Genomic DNA, 14,802 nt, shown 5'->3' on the forward strand with positions numbered 1-14,802 from the left:
ATGACATCGACCCCGACCCGGGCGGTGGATCGACCGCCGTCCGCAGCGCAGAGGCCCGCGCCCTTCCTGCGGGGGGCGCCGGTGCGACGGGCGGTGGCGGCCCTGTCGTTCCGGACCATCGGCGCCGTGTACGTGTGGCTGGTCATCGTCGTGATCTTCTCGGTCTGGGCGCCGGACACGTTCCCGACCGTCATCACGGTCAAGCAGGTGCTGAACGGCAACGCGGTGGCCGGCCTGGTGGCACTCAGCGTCGTACCTCCCCTGGCCGCGCGCGTCTTCGACCTCTCGGTCGCCTACACCATGTCGCTCACCAGCGTGCTGACCGCCCGCTTCCTGGTCTCCGCCGGACTCGGTCCCGGCGTGGCCGTCGCCCTGGCGATGACCGCCGCACTGCTGGTGGGATTCGCCAACGGCATCGTGGTCGTGGTGCTGCGGGTCGACTCGTTCATCGCCACCCTGGCCACCGGCGCGCTGATCCAGTCACTGATCACCATGGTCACCGACGACAGCTCCATCACGGGTGTGCGGCTGCTCGCCAAGCCGTTCGCGAACATCGCCCAGCTCGACGCGGGCGGCATCACCCTGCCGGTGCTGTATCTGCTGCTCGCCGCGCTGACCATCTGGTTCCTGCTGGAACACACCGCCACCGGACGCCGGTTGTACGCGACCGGCTTCAACGCCGACGCCGCCCGGTTGCAGGGTGTGCGCACCGACCGGCTGCGCTTTCTGACCCTGGTGGCCTCCGCGCTGCTGTCCGGTTTCGCCGGCGTCGTCTTCGCGTCCTCGGTCGGTTCCGGATCGCCGACCGCGGGCACCCCCTATCTGCTGTCGGCCTACGCCGCCGCCTTCGTCGGGGCGACCCAGTTGCGTGCGGGGCGCTTCAACGCCTGGGGCACCGTGCTGGCGGTGCTCCTGCTCGGGACCGGCATCACGGGACTGGGGCTGGCCACCAGCGCGCAGTGGGCCGCGAGCCTGTTCACCGGCTCCGTCCTCATCGTGGCACTGGTCCTGACGGGTGGCCGGCTCACCCTGCCCGCCGTTCTGCGCCGCCGGAGGGGAAGCCACTCGCGTGTCGGCTCCGAGGCTCCCTCGGAGGGCGATGCCCTGCCCACCATCGACAAGGAGACCGCCGAATGAAGGCTGTGCAGTACCGGAAGGTCGGACAGGCCCCCGAGGTGGTCGAGGTTCCCGTGCCCCAACCGGGGCCGGGACAAGTCCTGTTGAAGGTGACCGCGGCAGGGCTGTGCCACTCCGACCTGGCGGTCATGGGGTGGCCCGAGGAGCAGTTCCCCTACCCGCTGCCGATGACGCTCGGCCATGAGGGCGTCGGCACCGTCACGGAGGTGGGCAGCGGAGTCACGGCGGTGGCGGAAGGCGACGAGGTGGCGGTGTACGGCCCCTGGGGCTGCGGTCAGTGCCCCAAGTGCGCGGTGGGCAAGGAGAACTGCTGCCCGCACGCCGCCGGACTCGGCATCCTGCCGCCGGGGCTCGGCTCCCCCGGCGCGCTCGCCGAGTACCTGCTGGTGGACTCGCCCCGCCATCTGGTGCCGCTGAACGGACTGGACCCGGTGCAGGCCGCCCCGCTCACCGACGCGGGGCTGACGCCCTATCACGCCATCGGCACGTCACTGCCCAAGCTGGTCCCGGGCAGCACGGCGGTGGTCATCGGAGTCGGCGGTCTGGGGCACCTGGCCGTGCAGTTGCTCCGCGCTCTGACACCGGCCACGGTGATCGCCCTCGACGTGAGCAAGGAGAAGCTCGAACTCGCCCACGCCGTGGGCGCCCACGAGGCGCTGCTCTCCGACGGCGCGGCAGCCGCACGGGTGCGGGAGCTCACCGGCGGGATCGGAGCGGAAGTGGTGCTGGACTTCGTGGGCGCCGAGGCGACCCTCGCCGTCGCCGCGGCCTCGGTGGCCGTGGAGGGCGATGTGACGATCGTCGGCCTCGGCGGAGGGACCCTGGCGGTCGGCTTCGGCGGCGGGCTGCCGTTCGAGGTCTCCGCCTCGTTCCCCTACTGGGGCAGCCGCCGGGAGCTCATGGAGGTGGTCGAGCTGGCTCGGCGGGGTCTGGTCTCCTCGCACGTCGAGACCTTCACGCTCGACGAGGCGCCCGCGGCCTACGAGCGTCTGCACGCAGGGGACATCAAGGGCCGCGCGGTGGTGCTGCCGCACGCGTGAGCCGCCCCGCGCGGGCCCGGCGCCCGAGTCCGACTCAGGCGCCGGCCCGCTGCTGTGCGGGGCTGCGGCCGGTCACCGTCCGCTCCACGCAACGCCGGAGCACGGTCAGGAACTCCGGTGTCTGCCAGGGGCCGCGGTCCACGCGCCCGGTGTCGTCCACGCCAAGGTCCTGCATGTCGTAACGGCCCCTGCAGTGACCGAGGGTGAAGTAGCAGACCTCGCCCAGACCGTGCCGCTTGAGGTACAGCACCGGTCGGGGCGCGCTGTCGAGGGCCGCCGTGCCGCCCTCGGCGAAGCCACGGCACGTCCCCGTGTACTCGGCGTGCAGCAACACCTCCAACTCCCCGTGCAGTTCGCACACATACAGCTCGTCGGTGACCGTGAACGGGCCGATCCCGGCGACCAGCGGATGGCCGGGATCGGTCACGCGCACCTCGTACGGCTCGATCGGCGGATGCGCCAGGAACTGGCTGCCGAGCACCTGGGCCAGTTCGCCGAGGAGGCGCGGGGTCGTGAACTCCCGTGCCCCGCCGTGCGCCGACGCCGACGGCTCGATCACCGCGTTGGTGCCGTGCAGGGCGAGCCAGCGACCGCCCCGCTCGACCAGCCGGGCGAGCGCTGCCCGCTGCGCCGGGCGGGGCCGTACGTCACAGGTGTAGGTGACCAGCAGATCGGCCCGGTCGAGGGCTTCTACGCAGTCGTAGTCCTGGTGGACGGTGGTGCGCACCCTCGGGTGCTCGCCGAGCAGTTCCAGCAGCCGCAGCCGCGCGTGGTCGAAGTCGTGCCAGCGGCCGCCGCAGACGAGGACGGCGTCCAGGCGGCCTGCCGGGCCCGCCATGGCTCAGTACTGGACGCGGGTGAGCAGCCCGCCGTCCACCACGAGGTTGACTCCCACGCAGAAGGAGCCGGTCCGCCCGAGCAGGAACGCCACCGCCGCGGCCACGTCCTCCGCGGTGCCGTAGCGGCCGATCGGCAGCTTGGCGAGCACCTCTTCGTAGACCTCCGGGCGGCTGGTGCGGATGGTCTCCCAGGCGCCGCCGGGGAAGTCGATCGGGCCGGGCGAGACGGTGTTGACGCGGATGCCCTTCGGGGCGAGGGCGTGCGCGAGGGCGGAGGCGTGCTGGACGACGGCCGCCTTGAGCGCGGAGTACGAGTTCGCACCGGCCGGGCGCGCGGTGTCGGAGGCGTTGGTGGTGCCGATGGCCACGACCGCGGCCCGGTCGGAGGCCTCCAGATGGGGCAGGGCGGCTTCGACGAGTCCCGCGAAGGGGATCAGGTCGCCGCGCAGGCTGGCTTCCCAGGACTCGGGGCCTTTCACGTTGCCCGCCGACACGTTGGACACCAGCAGGTCCAGGCCGCCGAGGGCGCCGGCCGCCCGCTCCACAAAGCCGGCGAGGGCCTGCGGGTCGGTGACGTCGACCGCTTCCTCGAACACCGTGGCACCCTCGGCGCGCAGCTCGGCGGCGGCCTTGGCCAGCCCTTCCGCACCCCGGGCGCACAGCGCCAGCGCGCAGCCCTCCGCCGCCAGTTGCGCGGCGATCGCCCGGCCTATGCCCCGGCTCGCACCGGTCACCAGAGCCTTGGCGCCCGTCAGTCCCAGATCCATCGATGTCACTCCTTCGTGATTGCCGAAACGAGGCGTGATGCCTCAGTTGCCGGGGAGTTGCGAGAACGGCACCCGGTCCACCCTCGGCTCGGGCGGCAGCTTGAGCACCCGTTCACCGATCAGGTTGCGCTGGATCTGATCGGTGCCTCCGGCCAGCCGGTAGCCGGGGGCGCCGAGGAGATGCTCGGCCCAGGCGAAGGTGCCCGGCTCCGCGGTGTCGGCGCTGATGCGCGCCCCCATCAGCTCGGCGGCGACCTGCCCTGTGCGGGTGAGCAGTTCGGAGGCCATGAGTTTGGTCAAGGACGCCTCCGGGCCCGGCCGGCCGCCGGCCGCGCTGGTCCTGGCGACGCGTTCGACGGTCGCCGCACGCAGTGCGGCGCGGACGTACAGGTCGGCGAGGCGCTGGCGGACCAGCGGGTCCTCGGTGCGGCCGAGGGAGCGGGCGAGGGCGAGGACGTCGGTGAAGGTGCCGCCCTTGCGGCGGTTGCCGCTGCCGGAGGCGGTGCGCTCGAAGGCGAGGGTGGCGGTGGCGACCTCCCAGCCCTGGCCGGGGCGCCCGATCCGGAGCCGGTCCGGGACGCGTACGCCACTGAGGAAGACCTCGTTGAAGGAGGCGCCGCCGCTCATCTGGCGGATGGGGCGCACCTCCACCCCGTCGGCGTCCATCGGTACCAGGAAGGCGGTGATGCCGGCCTGTTTGACGACGTCCGGGTCGGTGCGGGCGAGCAGCAGACCGTAGTCGGCGAACTGGGCGCCCGAGGTCCACACCTTCTGACCGTCGATCACCCAGTCTCCCCCACTCTCCTGCCGGGCGCGGGTGCGCAGGGCCGCGAGGTCCGATCCGGCACCGGGCTCGCTGAAGAGCTGACAGGCCAGCAGATCGGTGCGCAGGAAGGCGCGGGCGTGGTCGCGGCGCTGCTCGGCGGTCCCGAACAGGGAGACGGCCATCGCGACCAGGCGCACGGTGACGCTGATCAGCTCGGTCGACGGCGGTACCTCGAAGGCGGACTCCTCCTCGGCGAAGGCGGCCACATGGGCGGCGGTCAGCCCCGCGCCGCCCTTGTCCGCAGGGAGGGTGAGGGCCTGGTAGCCGGCGTCGAACCGGGCTCGCTGGTAGGCGCGGCAGCGCTCCAGCAGCAGGCGTTCCTCGTTCTCCGGAAGGTTGTGGAACACGGCGAGGTCGGCGGTCTGGGTGGCGGAGTCCGGCGCCCGCACCGGATCCAGCACGGTGGCCAGCCACTGCCGGACCTGCCTGCGCCATGCGTCCGGATCCAGCTCGGACATGGCTCCTCCTCGGGCACTTACCAGACGGTGGATTCAGTAACGGAATGCGGACGGGGCGCCCGCCACCCGCTGAAACAGGCGTGAATGACTCCGTCCAGGATCAGAGTGTTCCGCACTTTCTTGATAAACGCTACAGTCTCAGCATCTCCTCTCCCTTGAACTCGGGAGAGGTCCGAGGAGCCGCCGGAGGAGCCATGTCGCTGCTGCCACTCGACCGTCGCGCCCAGGAGTCACCCGACGAGCCCGCCCTGGCGGACGACCTGGACGTGCTGTCCTGGTCCCGTCTCGCCGACCAGGTGGCGCGGGCAGCGGCCCGGCTCCTCGAGTTCGCGCCCGGCCCCGAGGACCGGATCGCCGTCCTCGGCGACAACGCGATCCCGACCCTGGTGGCTCATCTGGCGGGCCTGCGTGCCGGAGTGGGGACCGTCGCCACGTCCCGGAACCTCACCTCGGGCGAACTCGTCGAGCAGATCATCGACGCGGGCGTGACGGGGATCGTCGCCGGACCCGTCGGCGCGGGTGCCGCGCTCGACGCGGCCCGTGAACTGGGCCTGCCGGTGGTACTCCACGGCACCCCGGCGCTCGGCCACGCCTTCGACTGGGACCGATGGCTGGCCGCCGCACCCACCGAGCACACCCTCCCCGTGGGCCGACCCGCCCGGCCTCCGCTCGTCTACACCTCGGGAACCACCGGACGGGCACGCGGCACCGAGGTGCGCTGGGTCAGCGACCCGGTCGCCGACAGCTCCGCCTACCTCGCCGCGATGTCCGCCCGGCCCGGATTCCCGCCGGGACCCCACCTGGTGTGCGGTCCCCTGCAGCACAACGCCCCGCTGACCTCGCTACGGCACCTCGCCGCCGGCGAGCCGGTGGTCGTCCTCGGCAGATACGACGCGGAGACGTTCCTGAGCCGGGTGGACAAGTGGCGGGTCTCCTCGACGGTGATGGTGCCCACCCACTTCCAACGCCTGCTCGCCCTCCCGGACGAGGTCCGCGCCCGGTACGACGTCTCCAGCCTGCGGCAGGTCTCCCACACCGGCTCCGCGTGTCCGCCGGACGTCAAGCGAGCCATGATCGACTGGTTCGGTCCCGTGCTGACCGAGTCGTACGGCGCCAGCGAAGCGGGCACCGTGGCACGCATCAGCAGCGCGGAGTGGCTGGCCCACCCGGGGTCGGTCGGCCGCGTGCGTCCTCCCTTCGAGGTCCTGGTCACCGATGACGACGGCCGGCAACTGCCGCCCGGCGAACCAGGACTGCTCGCCTTCCGGGCCCCGGAGGACCAGGGCGTCCGCTACCACGCGGACCCGGACAAGACCAAGGCCGCCTACATCGCCCCCGGCGTGTTCACCCTCGGCGACATCGGCCATGTCGACGCCGACGGCTACATCTTCATCACCGACCGGGCCGCGGACATGGTGGTCTCCGGCGGGGTCAACCTCTACCCGGCCGAGAGCGAGGCCGTACTGCGACAGCACCCGGCGGTCGCCGAGGTCGCCGTCATCGGCGTGCCCGACCCGGACTTCGGCGAGTCCCTGCGGGCGCTCGTCGTGGCCGCGGACGAACCGCCCGCCGACGAACTGGACCGCTTCTGCCGCGAGCGCCTCGCCGCCTACAAGTGCCCGAAGTCGTACGAGTTCGTGCCCGAACTCCTGCGCAACGCGATGGGCAAGCTGGACAAACGCGCGATGCGCCGCCCCTACTGGGCCTCCGAACGGACCATCGCCGGCTGAGCCGCACCTCCGTGCCCGCTCACCCCTGTGCCCGCTCACCCCTGTGAAGGATCACCATGACCGAACTCCTCCTCATCCGGCACGGCCTCCCGCTGGCCGGTGTGTTCGACCCGGGGCTGGCCCCGGAGGGCACCGCCCAGGCCGAACATCTGGCCGCCTGGCTCGGACACGAGGACCTCGACGCCCTGTACGTCAGCCCCTACCGGCGGGCCCGGGAGACCGCCGCGCCCCTGGAACGGCTCACCGGCATGACCGCCACCGTCCTCGACGACCTGCGCGAGTGGGACACGGACGTGTCCCAGCCCTACACACCGCCCGAGCAGATCGGCGCCGACGATCCCCGGGCGGCGGCACTCGCCGAGGGACGCTTCGAGGACTTCGTGCCCGACCTGGACCGGGACGCCTTCCGGGCCCGTGCCGTCCGCGCCATGAACACCATCCTCGACGCCCATCCCGGCGGACGGGTCGCGGCCGTCTGCCACGGCGGCATCACCAACACCTATCTGGCGACTGTGCTGGGCCTGCCGACCATGTTCTGGTTCCACCCCGACTACACGTCCGTCAGCCGGGTGCGGCGCATGCCCGGCGGCCGCGTCGTCCTGCACTCGGTCAACGAGACGGCCCATCTGATCACCGACCGTGCCGTGGACGCCGGCACGGCCGCCTGACCCCGTCCCACGCCCCAGGAGGTCCCGGCCATGCCCGGATCCGTCATCGTCGCCGGTACCAGGACGCCCGTCGGCAAACTGCTGGGCGCCCTCGGCTCCCTGTCCGCGGTCGACCTCGGCGCCCACGCCATCCGCGCGGCCCTGGCCGCCGTGGACCTGGATCCGGCGGCCGTGGAAGCCGTCGTCCTGGGCCATGTCGTCCAGGCCGGAGCCGGCCCCAACCCGGCACGGCAGGCCGCGGTCCAGGCCGGCATCCCCTTCTCCGTGCCCGCGAGCACCGTCAACAAGCTCTGCCCGTCCGGACTGCACGCCATCGCCCTGGCCGACCTCATGATCACCTCGGGCCGTCACGAAATCGTCGTAGCGGGTGGCATGGAGTCCATGTCGCACGCCCCGCATCTGCTGCGCGGAGCCCGCACCGGCTGGAAGTACGGTTCGGCGGCGGCCGAAGACGCCCTCGACCGCGATGCCCTCCTCTGCGCCTTCGACGGCGTCTCCATGGGCGCGGCGACCGAGCGCTACCAACGGCCGTTCGACCTGACCCGTGGGGAACAGGACGAGTACAGCGCGCTGTCCCATCAACGGGCCGCCCAGGCCCAGGAGTCGGGTGCGCTGTCCGAGGAGATCACCCCCGTCACCGTGGCCGGGCGGCGGGGCGAGACGGTGGTCGCCACGGACGAGGGCGTACGACCCGGGACCACCGGCGAGAGCCTGGGACGCCTGAAGCCGGCCTTCTCCGATGTCGGCACCATCACTGCGGGCAACGCCTCACAGCTCTCCGACGGCGCCGCGGCCGTCGTCATGATGAGCGCCGAGCGCGCCCGCCGGGAGGGCCTGGCGCCGCTCGCCGAGCTCGGTGCCTACGGCACGGTCGCCGGCCCCGACCCCTCGCTGCTCGTCCAGCCTGCCGGTGCGATCCGCGACGCGCTGTCCCGGGACGGCCGGCTGAAGGCCGCCGACCTGGACCTCTTCGAGATCAACGAGGCGTTCGCCTCGGTGGCCCTGGCCACCGTACGGGAGCTGGACATCCCCCTGGACAAGGTGAACGTCAACGGCGGAGCGATCGCGCTCGGGCACCCGGTCGGCATGACCGGAGCCCGGCTGGTCCTGACCCTCGCCGCCGAACTGCGACGGCGCGGAGGCGGCAGCGGAGCGGCCGCCCTGTGCGGGGGCGGCGGCCAGGGCGACGCACTACTGCTGCACGTGCCGACACCGGCCTGAACCCGGAGCTGACCATCATGAACAACCAACTGCCCACGGTCGACGCGACGCTCACCGTGGAGACCCGCACCCGGGCCGCGGACGACGTCGTCTCCCTCACCCTGCGCCGCCCGGACGGGGGCCCACTGCCCGACTGGACGCCGGGCGCCCACATCGACGTACTCCTGAACGGCGACGACGGCGACGAGCTGATCCGTCAGTACTCCCTGTGCGGGCACCCCGCCGAACGCGAGGCCTGGCAGATCGCCGTACTGCGTGAGCCGGAGGGTCGAGGCGGTTCCGCATACGTCCACGACCAGCTGCACGAAGGCGCCAAGGTACGGGTCCGCGGACCGCGGAACAACTTCCCGCTGCGGCCTGCCGCACGCCATCTGTTCATCGCGGGCGGCGTCGGTATCACGCCCATCCTGCCCATGGTCGAGGCGGCCGAGGCCGCGGGAGCCGACTGGTGTCTGCTGTACGGCGGCCGCACCCGGACCTCCATGGCGTTCCTGGACCGCCTCGCCCCGTACGGGGACCGGGTACTCGTGCGTCCGCAGGACGAGTACGGCCTGCTGGACCTCGCCGCGTTCCTCGGCACGCACGAGGAGGGCACCCTGGTCGACGCCTGTGGTCCGGAACCCCTGCTGCGGGCGGTGCAGGAGCGGTGCGCGGACCGGCCGCCCGGCACGCTGGGCGTCGAACGCTTCGCCCCGGTCCGGACGGCCGAAAACGGCCCTGCCGACGCCTTCGAGCTGGAGCTCGCCCGTTCCGGGCTCACCCTCACCGTGCCACCGGACCGTTCGGTGCTCGAAACCGTGGAGGAGGCCGGCGTCGCGGTCGACTTCTCCTGCCGGGAGGGCACCTGCGGCACCTGCGAGACCGACGTGCTCGACGGCACACCCGACCACCGCGACTCGCTGCTGTCCGAGGACGAACGAGCCGCCGGAGACACCATGCTCATCTGCGTCTCCCGCTCGTGCGGCCCTCGCCTCGTCCTCGATCTATGACGGCCCCGCTGCCGGCGTTGACGAGCTTGAAGGAGGGCAGAGCTCACCCCCAGGCCGTCACCGGCACGAACGAGCTGTCCTGCCGGAACAGATCCGTCCCCGCCGTCGCGTCCAGCCGTAGCTGGTAGTCGTAGTGCCGCAGGTAGTAACCCGGATAGTTGTACGACTCCCAGCGGATCGAGCCCGAGGCCGTGCCCGTTCTGGCGATGAAGGTCGCGTCCTTGGCGAAGGTCGACGTGCCGTCGTTCGCGTCGAAGCGGGCCCGGAAGTCGTAGTGGCGCAGGTAGTTGCCGGACACGTCGCGGAAGGAGAAGGCGTTCGAGTCGGCCAGACCCGCGACGACCGTGAAGGTGGACGCCGTCTTCTCCGCGCTTGTGCTGGAGCTGGTGACCACCGGGAGGTTGAGCAGGGCGGATTGCTCCTGCCAGTAACGCGTGGTGTAGTTCGCCGACTGGAACGAGCGGGTCACGTTCTTGGCGAGGCTCGGGCCGCCGGACACCGTCTCCTTGATGACCGTGAAGTGGCGTGCCGTGCCGGAGATGGAGGGCAGCGCCTTCGGGGTCGTCCAGGTCGCGAAGGTGTCGTAGCTGTCGCTGTAGTAGTAGTTGCCGTCGCCGTAGCCGTCGAAGTAGATGCGCCAGCCGCCGTTGTCGAGCTGGATCACGGACGGGCCCTCGCGGTAGCTGCCCCAGCCGGCCCAGTCGCCGGTCCTGGTGATCGTGTAGGGGCCGGTGAGGCTCGACGCGGTGCCGTATTCGATGTACTTGGCCGTCTCGTTCTTCGTGAACGCGTGGTAGGTCGAGCCGATCTTCACGATGTACGTGTCGATGTGGTTGGAGCCGATCCCGGACAGGGCGACGGGTGAACTCCAGGCCGTCAGCGCCGAGTTGGTGGCCTTCAGCTGGTACGGGGTGAAGATCCACTCGTCGCTGGTGAGCGAGCAGGACACGATGATGTTGACGCTGCCGTCGCTGTCGACGAACCACTCGGGCGCCCACGCCCGGGACAGGTCGGCGATCGGGACCGTGTAGTCGTACAGGAACGTCCAGTTGACGCGGTCGGAACTGCGGGCGAAGCCGATCGTCGTGCTGACGTCCTGCCAGGTGTGCGTGGTGTAGGTGAGGTAGTAGTAGCCGTCCGTGTGCTTGAAGACGCTCGCGTCGCGGATCCTGTTGCTGGGCGGGGTGTAGGCGGAGGCCTGCACCAGGCGGAAGTCGGTGGCGTCGTCGGACTGGTAGACGTTCACCGTGCCGTCGTTGCTGTTGAGGAACGGGACGATGGTGTAGCGGGTGGCGGAGCCGCTCGCCGGTGCCGTGGCCGATGCCGTGGCGAGCAGGCCGGGCAGTTCGCCCAGTATCAGCGCCGAGGCGGGCAGGGCGGCCATCGCACGCAGGAGGGCGCGGCGGGAGGGGGCGGGGGGTCGAGTGCTCACGTGCGGCTCCTTGGTCCAACCGAGAACCACAATGTCCGGAATATCGAACATGGTTCGGCAAGTCGGTCAGAAGGTAAAGGTGAGGCCTGTGTGCGTCAATGGATTGAGCAGGACTGCCTGGCACCTGTGCGGCGGTTGCGTTCCCAGCGAATCGCCGCCGAGGGAAGGGATGTTCGAGATGCCGTACCACTTCGGCCCATAGGACGTTACCGTTCAGTAGACAACGCCGTCCCGGAGAGGTGTCCCGCATGACGCTCGACCGTGCCGCAGGCCTGGCGGAGTCCGCCCGCGCTCTCGCCGAGGGGGAGACCACTTCACGGGTGCTCGTCGAGGAGGCCCTCACGCGGATCGAGGCGACGCAGTCCACCCTCAACGCCTTCCGGATCGTGCGCGCCGAGGCCGCTCTCGCCGAGGCCGACGCGGCGGACGAACAGCTGGCCGCCGGGGTGCGCAAACCGCTGCTCGGCGTGCCCGTCGCCGTCAAGGACGACATGGACGTGGCCGGCGAGCCGACCGCCTTCGGCTGCGACGGGGAGTTCCCGCCGGTCACCGAGGACGGCGAGGCCGTACGCCGGTTGCGCGCGGCCGGGGCTGTGATCGTCGGCAAGACCAACACGTGCGAGTTCGGGCAGTGGCCCTTCACCGAGGGGCCCGCCTTCGGCGCGACGCGCAATCCGTGGCATCCGGAGCACACTCCCGGCGGCTCGTCCGGCGGGTCGGCCGCGGCCGTCGCCGCCGGTCTGGTGCCCGCCGCGCTCGGGTCGGACGGCGCCGGATCCGTGCGCATCCCCGCCTCCTGGACCCACCTCGTCGGCATCAAGCCGCAGCGCGGCCGCATCTCCACCTGGCCGCGCGGCGAGTCGTTCCAGGGCATCACCGTCAACGGCACCCTCGCCCGCACGGTCGCGGACGCGGCCCTGCTTCTGGACGCCGCGAGCGGCAACCACGAGCGCGATCCGCACCGGCCGGCGGCCATCAACGCCTTGGAGGCAGTGGGCCGCGAGCCCGGCCGGCTGCGCATCGCGCTCTCCCTCAAGCCGCCGTTCACCGCCGTGCCCGCCCGCCTCCAGCCGGAGATCCGCGCCCGCGTGCTCCAACTGGCCGAACAGCTCAGCACGTTGGGGCATGTCGTGGAGGAGGCCGACCCGCCCTACGGCCAGATCGGGCTCACCTTCGTCCCCCGCGCCACCGCCGGCATCGCAGAGCGCGTGGCCGAGACGCCGTTCCCCGCACTCCTGGACCGGCGCACCCGTGAGGCCGCCCGGCTGGGCAGGTTGCTGGGCGGGGTACCGCTGAAGGCGGCGCGGCGTGCGGAGGCGGTGCTGCAACGCCGTATCGGCACCTTCTTCGAGTCGTACGACGTCGTCCTCGCGCCCACCACCGCTGCTCCCCCGCCGCGCATCGGCGCGATGCTGCGGCTCAGCGGTTTCGCCACCGACCGGGCGATGATCGCCGCCTGCCCGTACGCCTGGCCGTGGAACGTGCTGGGCTGGCCCGGGGTCAACGTGCCCGCCGGGTTCGTGAGCGGCGGGCTGCCCGTCGGGGCTCAGCTGCTCGGACCGGCCGGCAGCGAGCCCTTGCTGATCTCGCTCGCCGCCCAGCTGGAGGCGGAGCTGCGCTGGCACGAGGCGTGGCCACCGCAGCGGGCCGTCACGGACTCCCCGGCGGCGTAGGCGGATTCGGCCCGTACCCTGTGACCATGGACGATGCGTCGATGGTCGGGCTCATGGGGCGGGTCACCGGTACGGTCGGGCCCGGGCTCGTCGGCGAGGTGATCGTCCGGGTGCGGGGCGGGGCCGAGCACTTCCTCGCGTACGCCGCCGCCGGGACCGACCGGATCGAGCGGGGCACGGTCGTGATGGTCGTCGAGTACCTGCCGCCGAGGACCGTCTACGTCACCGCCGCTTACGACAGTTGAGCGTGCTCCGCCCCAGGTGAGAGCCTTGGCAAGGGGTGGGCGTCAAGAAAACGACAAGGATTCGCAGGCGTCTTCTCACCGGTCTCGCGCAGGAGCACACTCCCTTCGTTCGGTGCCGAAAGGGCACCATGCAAAGGGGGCGTATGCCGATGGTTGTCGGCGTCGTTGCGGGAGTGGTGGTTGCCTCCATTCTCGTTCTGATCGGTCTGTTCAAGCTCATGTGGCGCGTCGCGGAGCCCAACGAGGCGCTCGTCATCTCCGGCTCGAAGCACAAGACGGAGGGGCTCGGCGAGGGCATGGGATTCCGCATCGTCACCGGGCGCGGCACGCTGGTGCTGCCCGGTGTGCAGGCGGTGCGCAAGCTCTCGCTCGACCTGAACGAGACCGAACTGCATGTGGACTGCGTGACCCACCAGGGCATTCCGCTCAAGGTGCGGGGCGTGGTCATCTTCAAGGTGGGCGACGACTACGTGTCGATCGCGAACGCGTCCCGCCGCTTCCTCGACCAGCAGAAGCTGATGGCGGAGCGGGTGCACAACGTGTTCGCCGGTCATCTGCGCTCCATCGTCGGCGGGTTGACCGTCGAGGACATGATCCGCGACCGGGAGAAGCTCACCGCGCAGACCCGGGCCGCCTGCGGCACGGAGATGGAGAAGCTGGGGCTCATCGTGGACTCCCTGCAGATCCATGAGATCGAGGACCCGACGGGGTACATCCAGAACCTGGCCGCACCGCACGCCTCCGCCGTCCAGCGGGACGCGCGGATCGCACAGGCGGAGTCGAACCGGCTGGCCACCGAGGCCGAGCAGCAGTCGTTCGCGCGGATGGCGGAGGCGACCCGGGACAGCGAGATCCTGCAGGCCGGTTACCAGGCCGAGCGGGACAAGGCGGCCGCACAAGCGCGGCAGGCGGGCCCGCTCGCCGATGCCGCGGCCCGGCAGGAGGTCGTCGTCCAGGAGACCCGGGTCGCCGAACTCGAGGCGCACCGGCGGGAGCAGCAGCTCCAGGCGGACGTCCGCAAGCCCGCGGACGCCAAGGCCTACGAGAAGCGCACGCTGGCCGAGGCCGAGCGCGACGCGCGGATCTCGGCGGCGCAGGCCAAGGCGAAGGAGACCGAGCTGGCGGCCGCCGCCGAGGCGACGCGGGTCAAGACGGCCGCGAGTGCCGAGGCCGAGGCGACGAAGGCACGGGGTGCCGCGGCCGCCACGGCGACCAAGGCCACCGGTGAGGCCGAGGCGGCCGCCGCGCAGGCCAAGGGTCTGGCGGACGCCGAGGCGACGAGGGCCAAGGGTCTCGCCGAGGCGGAGGCCATCAAGGCGCGGGCCGCGGCCCTGGCCGAGAACCAGGAGGCGGTCGTCGCCCAGCAGCTCGCCGAGAACTGGCCGGAGATCGTCAAGGCGGGCGCGTCCGCGTTCGGCAGCGTCGACAACATGGTGGTGCTCAACGGCGCGGACGGCATGGCCGACATGCTCGCCAAGGCGCTCACCATGGGCGGCACCGGTCTCGGCCTGGCCCGCCAGCTGCTGGCCTCGATGAACCAGAACGGCCAGGCCCCGCACGGCACTTCGCCGTCCCTGAACGGGACAGCGGTACCGCCGTCGCAGAAGGTGCCGGTGGAGAAGGAGGGATAGCCGCACCGGCAGCGGTACGCCAGCAGCCCCGGGGGTCCTCGGTTTCGAGGGCCCCCGGCCTGCTGAGGTGCCTCGGCCCTTCGCAGGGCTGGTCGGCGTGGTGCCCGAGGCCGCCGGCCGGCGGGACGCGGTCAGCCGCGTCATCG

At 71.7% G+C, this 14,802-nt stretch carries 13 protein-coding genes; 9 read left to right on the forward strand and 4 right to left on the reverse strand.

Annotation, left to right across the window (positions count from 1 at the left end):
- Positions 1 to 1,137, forward strand: a complete 1,137-nt coding sequence (locus tag ACWC1K_RS03110) for an ABC transporter permease (RefSeq protein ID WP_450828380.1) — start codon at positions 1 to 3, stop codon at positions 1,135 to 1,137.
- A complete protein-coding gene (locus ACWC1K_RS03115; RefSeq protein ID WP_450828381.1) occupies positions 1,134 to 2,177 on the forward strand; it encodes an NAD(P)-dependent alcohol dehydrogenase in 1,044 nt (347 codons plus the stop codon). Before ACWC1K_RS03110 ends, ACWC1K_RS03115 begins: the two co-directional genes overlap by 4 nt.
- Before the next feature lie 34 nt (positions 2,178 to 2,211).
- Here ACWC1K_RS03115 and ACWC1K_RS03120 read toward each other — a convergent pair whose 3' ends face one another.
- From ACWC1K_RS03120 to ACWC1K_RS03130, 3 genes are read right to left on the reverse strand one after another with little or no spacing between them, the layout of a single operon-like run.
- A complete protein-coding gene (locus ACWC1K_RS03120) occupies positions 2,212 to 3,015 on the reverse strand; it encodes a ThuA domain-containing protein (protein WP_450828383.1) in 804 nt (267 codons plus the stop codon).
- A gap of 3 nt (positions 3,016 to 3,018) precedes the next feature.
- Positions 3,019 to 3,783 (reverse strand): SDR family NAD(P)-dependent oxidoreductase, encoded by a 765-nt coding sequence (locus tag ACWC1K_RS03125; RefSeq protein ID WP_450828385.1) that lies wholly within the window; start codon positions 3,781 to 3,783, stop codon positions 3,019 to 3,021.
- 42 nt (positions 3,784 to 3,825) lie between these two features.
- A complete protein-coding gene (locus ACWC1K_RS03130) occupies positions 3,826 to 5,067 on the reverse strand; it encodes an acyl-CoA dehydrogenase family protein (protein WP_450828386.1) in 1,242 nt (413 codons plus the stop codon).
- Positions 5,068 to 5,261: 194 nt separating this feature from the next.
- On the opposite strand from ACWC1K_RS03130, the gene ACWC1K_RS03135 reads away from it, so the two are divergent.
- Genes ACWC1K_RS03135 through ACWC1K_RS03150 form a run of 4 tightly spaced genes read left to right on the forward strand, consistent with a single transcriptional unit; the run spans position 5,262 to position 9,675 of the window.
- The gene (locus ACWC1K_RS03135) at positions 5,262 to 6,797 is read left to right on the forward strand and encodes an AMP-binding protein (protein ID WP_450828388.1); all 1,536 of its coding nucleotides are present in this window, start codon (positions 5,262 to 5,264) and stop codon (positions 6,795 to 6,797) included.
- A gap of 56 nt (positions 6,798 to 6,853) precedes the next feature.
- Positions 6,854 to 7,465: a histidine phosphatase family protein gene (locus ACWC1K_RS03140; protein WP_450828390.1), complete on the forward strand. Its 612-nt coding sequence runs from the start codon at positions 6,854 to 6,856 to the stop codon at positions 7,463 to 7,465.
- A 30-nt stretch (positions 7,466 to 7,495) separates the two neighbouring features.
- The gene (locus ACWC1K_RS03145; RefSeq protein WP_450828392.1) at positions 7,496 to 8,686 is read left to right on the forward strand and encodes an acetyl-CoA C-acyltransferase; all 1,191 of its coding nucleotides are present in this window, start codon (positions 7,496 to 7,498) and stop codon (positions 8,684 to 8,686) included.
- Positions 8,687 to 8,703: 17 nt separating this feature from the next.
- Positions 8,704 to 9,675: a PDR/VanB family oxidoreductase gene (locus ACWC1K_RS03150; protein WP_450828394.1), complete on the forward strand. Its 972-nt coding sequence runs from the start codon at positions 8,704 to 8,706 to the stop codon at positions 9,673 to 9,675.
- Between the two features lie 43 nt (positions 9,676 to 9,718).
- On the opposite strand, the gene ACWC1K_RS03155 is transcribed toward ACWC1K_RS03150, so the two are convergent.
- The gene (locus tag ACWC1K_RS03155; protein WP_450828396.1) at positions 9,719 to 11,107 is read right to left on the reverse strand and encodes a glycoside hydrolase family 43 protein; all 1,389 of its coding nucleotides are present in this window, start codon (positions 11,105 to 11,107) and stop codon (positions 9,719 to 9,721) included.
- A 248-nt stretch (positions 11,108 to 11,355) separates the two neighbouring features.
- Here ACWC1K_RS03155 and ACWC1K_RS03160 point away from each other — a divergent pair, with 248 nt between their 5' ends.
- From ACWC1K_RS03160 to ACWC1K_RS03170, 3 genes are all read left to right on the forward strand, one after another.
- On the forward strand, positions 11,356 to 12,780 hold the full coding sequence (locus tag ACWC1K_RS03160) for an amidase (protein WP_450828398.1): 1,425 nt from the start codon (positions 11,356 to 11,358) through the stop codon (positions 12,778 to 12,780).
- Positions 12,781 to 12,806: 26 nt separating this feature from the next.
- On the forward strand, positions 12,807 to 13,025 hold the full coding sequence (locus ACWC1K_RS03165) for a hypothetical protein (RefSeq protein WP_232655759.1): 219 nt from the start codon (positions 12,807 to 12,809) through the stop codon (positions 13,023 to 13,025).
- A gap of 143 nt (positions 13,026 to 13,168) precedes the next feature.
- Entirely contained in the window at positions 13,169 to 14,656 is a 1,488-nt protein-coding gene (locus tag ACWC1K_RS03170) for a flotillin family protein (RefSeq protein WP_450828400.1), read from the forward strand.
- Positions 14,657 to 14,802 lie beyond the last annotated feature (146 nt).

Source organism: Streptomyces sp. NPDC001492 (assembly GCF_053597275.1).

Excerpts from the sequence above, each read along its gene's own strand:
- ACWC1K_RS03145 (WP_450828392.1), top strand. The coding sequence starts at position 7,496 with ATGCCCGGATCCGTCATCGTCGCCGGTACCAGGACGCCCGTCGGCAAA.
- ACWC1K_RS03140 (WP_450828390.1), top strand. The coding sequence starts at position 6,854 with ATGACCGAACTCCTCCTCATCCGGCACGGCCTCCCGCTGGCCGGTGTG.
- ACWC1K_RS03115 (WP_450828381.1), top strand. The coding sequence starts at position 1,134 with ATGAAGGCTGTGCAGTACCGGAAGGTCGGACAGGCCCCCGAGGTGGTC.
- ACWC1K_RS03135 (WP_450828388.1), top strand. The coding sequence starts at position 5,262 with ATGTCGCTGCTGCCACTCGACCGTCGCGCCCAGGAGTCACCCGACGAG.
- ACWC1K_RS03170 (WP_450828400.1), top strand. The coding sequence starts at position 13,169 with ATGCCGATGGTTGTCGGCGTCGTTGCGGGAGTGGTGGTTGCCTCCATT.
- ACWC1K_RS03120 (WP_450828383.1), bottom strand. The coding sequence starts at position 3,015 with ATGGCGGGCCCGGCAGGCCGCCTGGACGCCGTCCTCGTCTGCGGCGGC.
- ACWC1K_RS03160 (WP_450828398.1), top strand. The coding sequence starts at position 11,356 with ATGACGCTCGACCGTGCCGCAGGCCTGGCGGAGTCCGCCCGCGCTCTC.
- ACWC1K_RS03125 (WP_450828385.1), bottom strand. The coding sequence starts at position 3,783 with ATGGATCTGGGACTGACGGGCGCCAAGGCTCTGGTGACCGGTGCGAGC.
- ACWC1K_RS03110 (WP_450828380.1), top strand. The coding sequence starts at position 1 with ATGACATCGACCCCGACCCGGGCGGTGGATCGACCGCCGTCCGCAGCG.
- ACWC1K_RS03150 (WP_450828394.1), top strand. The coding sequence starts at position 8,704 with ATGAACAACCAACTGCCCACGGTCGACGCGACGCTCACCGTGGAGACC.
- ACWC1K_RS03130 (WP_450828386.1), bottom strand. The coding sequence starts at position 5,067 with ATGTCCGAGCTGGATCCGGACGCATGGCGCAGGCAGGTCCGGCAGTGG.
- ACWC1K_RS03165 (WP_232655759.1), top strand. The coding sequence starts at position 12,807 with ATGGACGATGCGTCGATGGTCGGGCTCATGGGGCGGGTCACCGGTACG.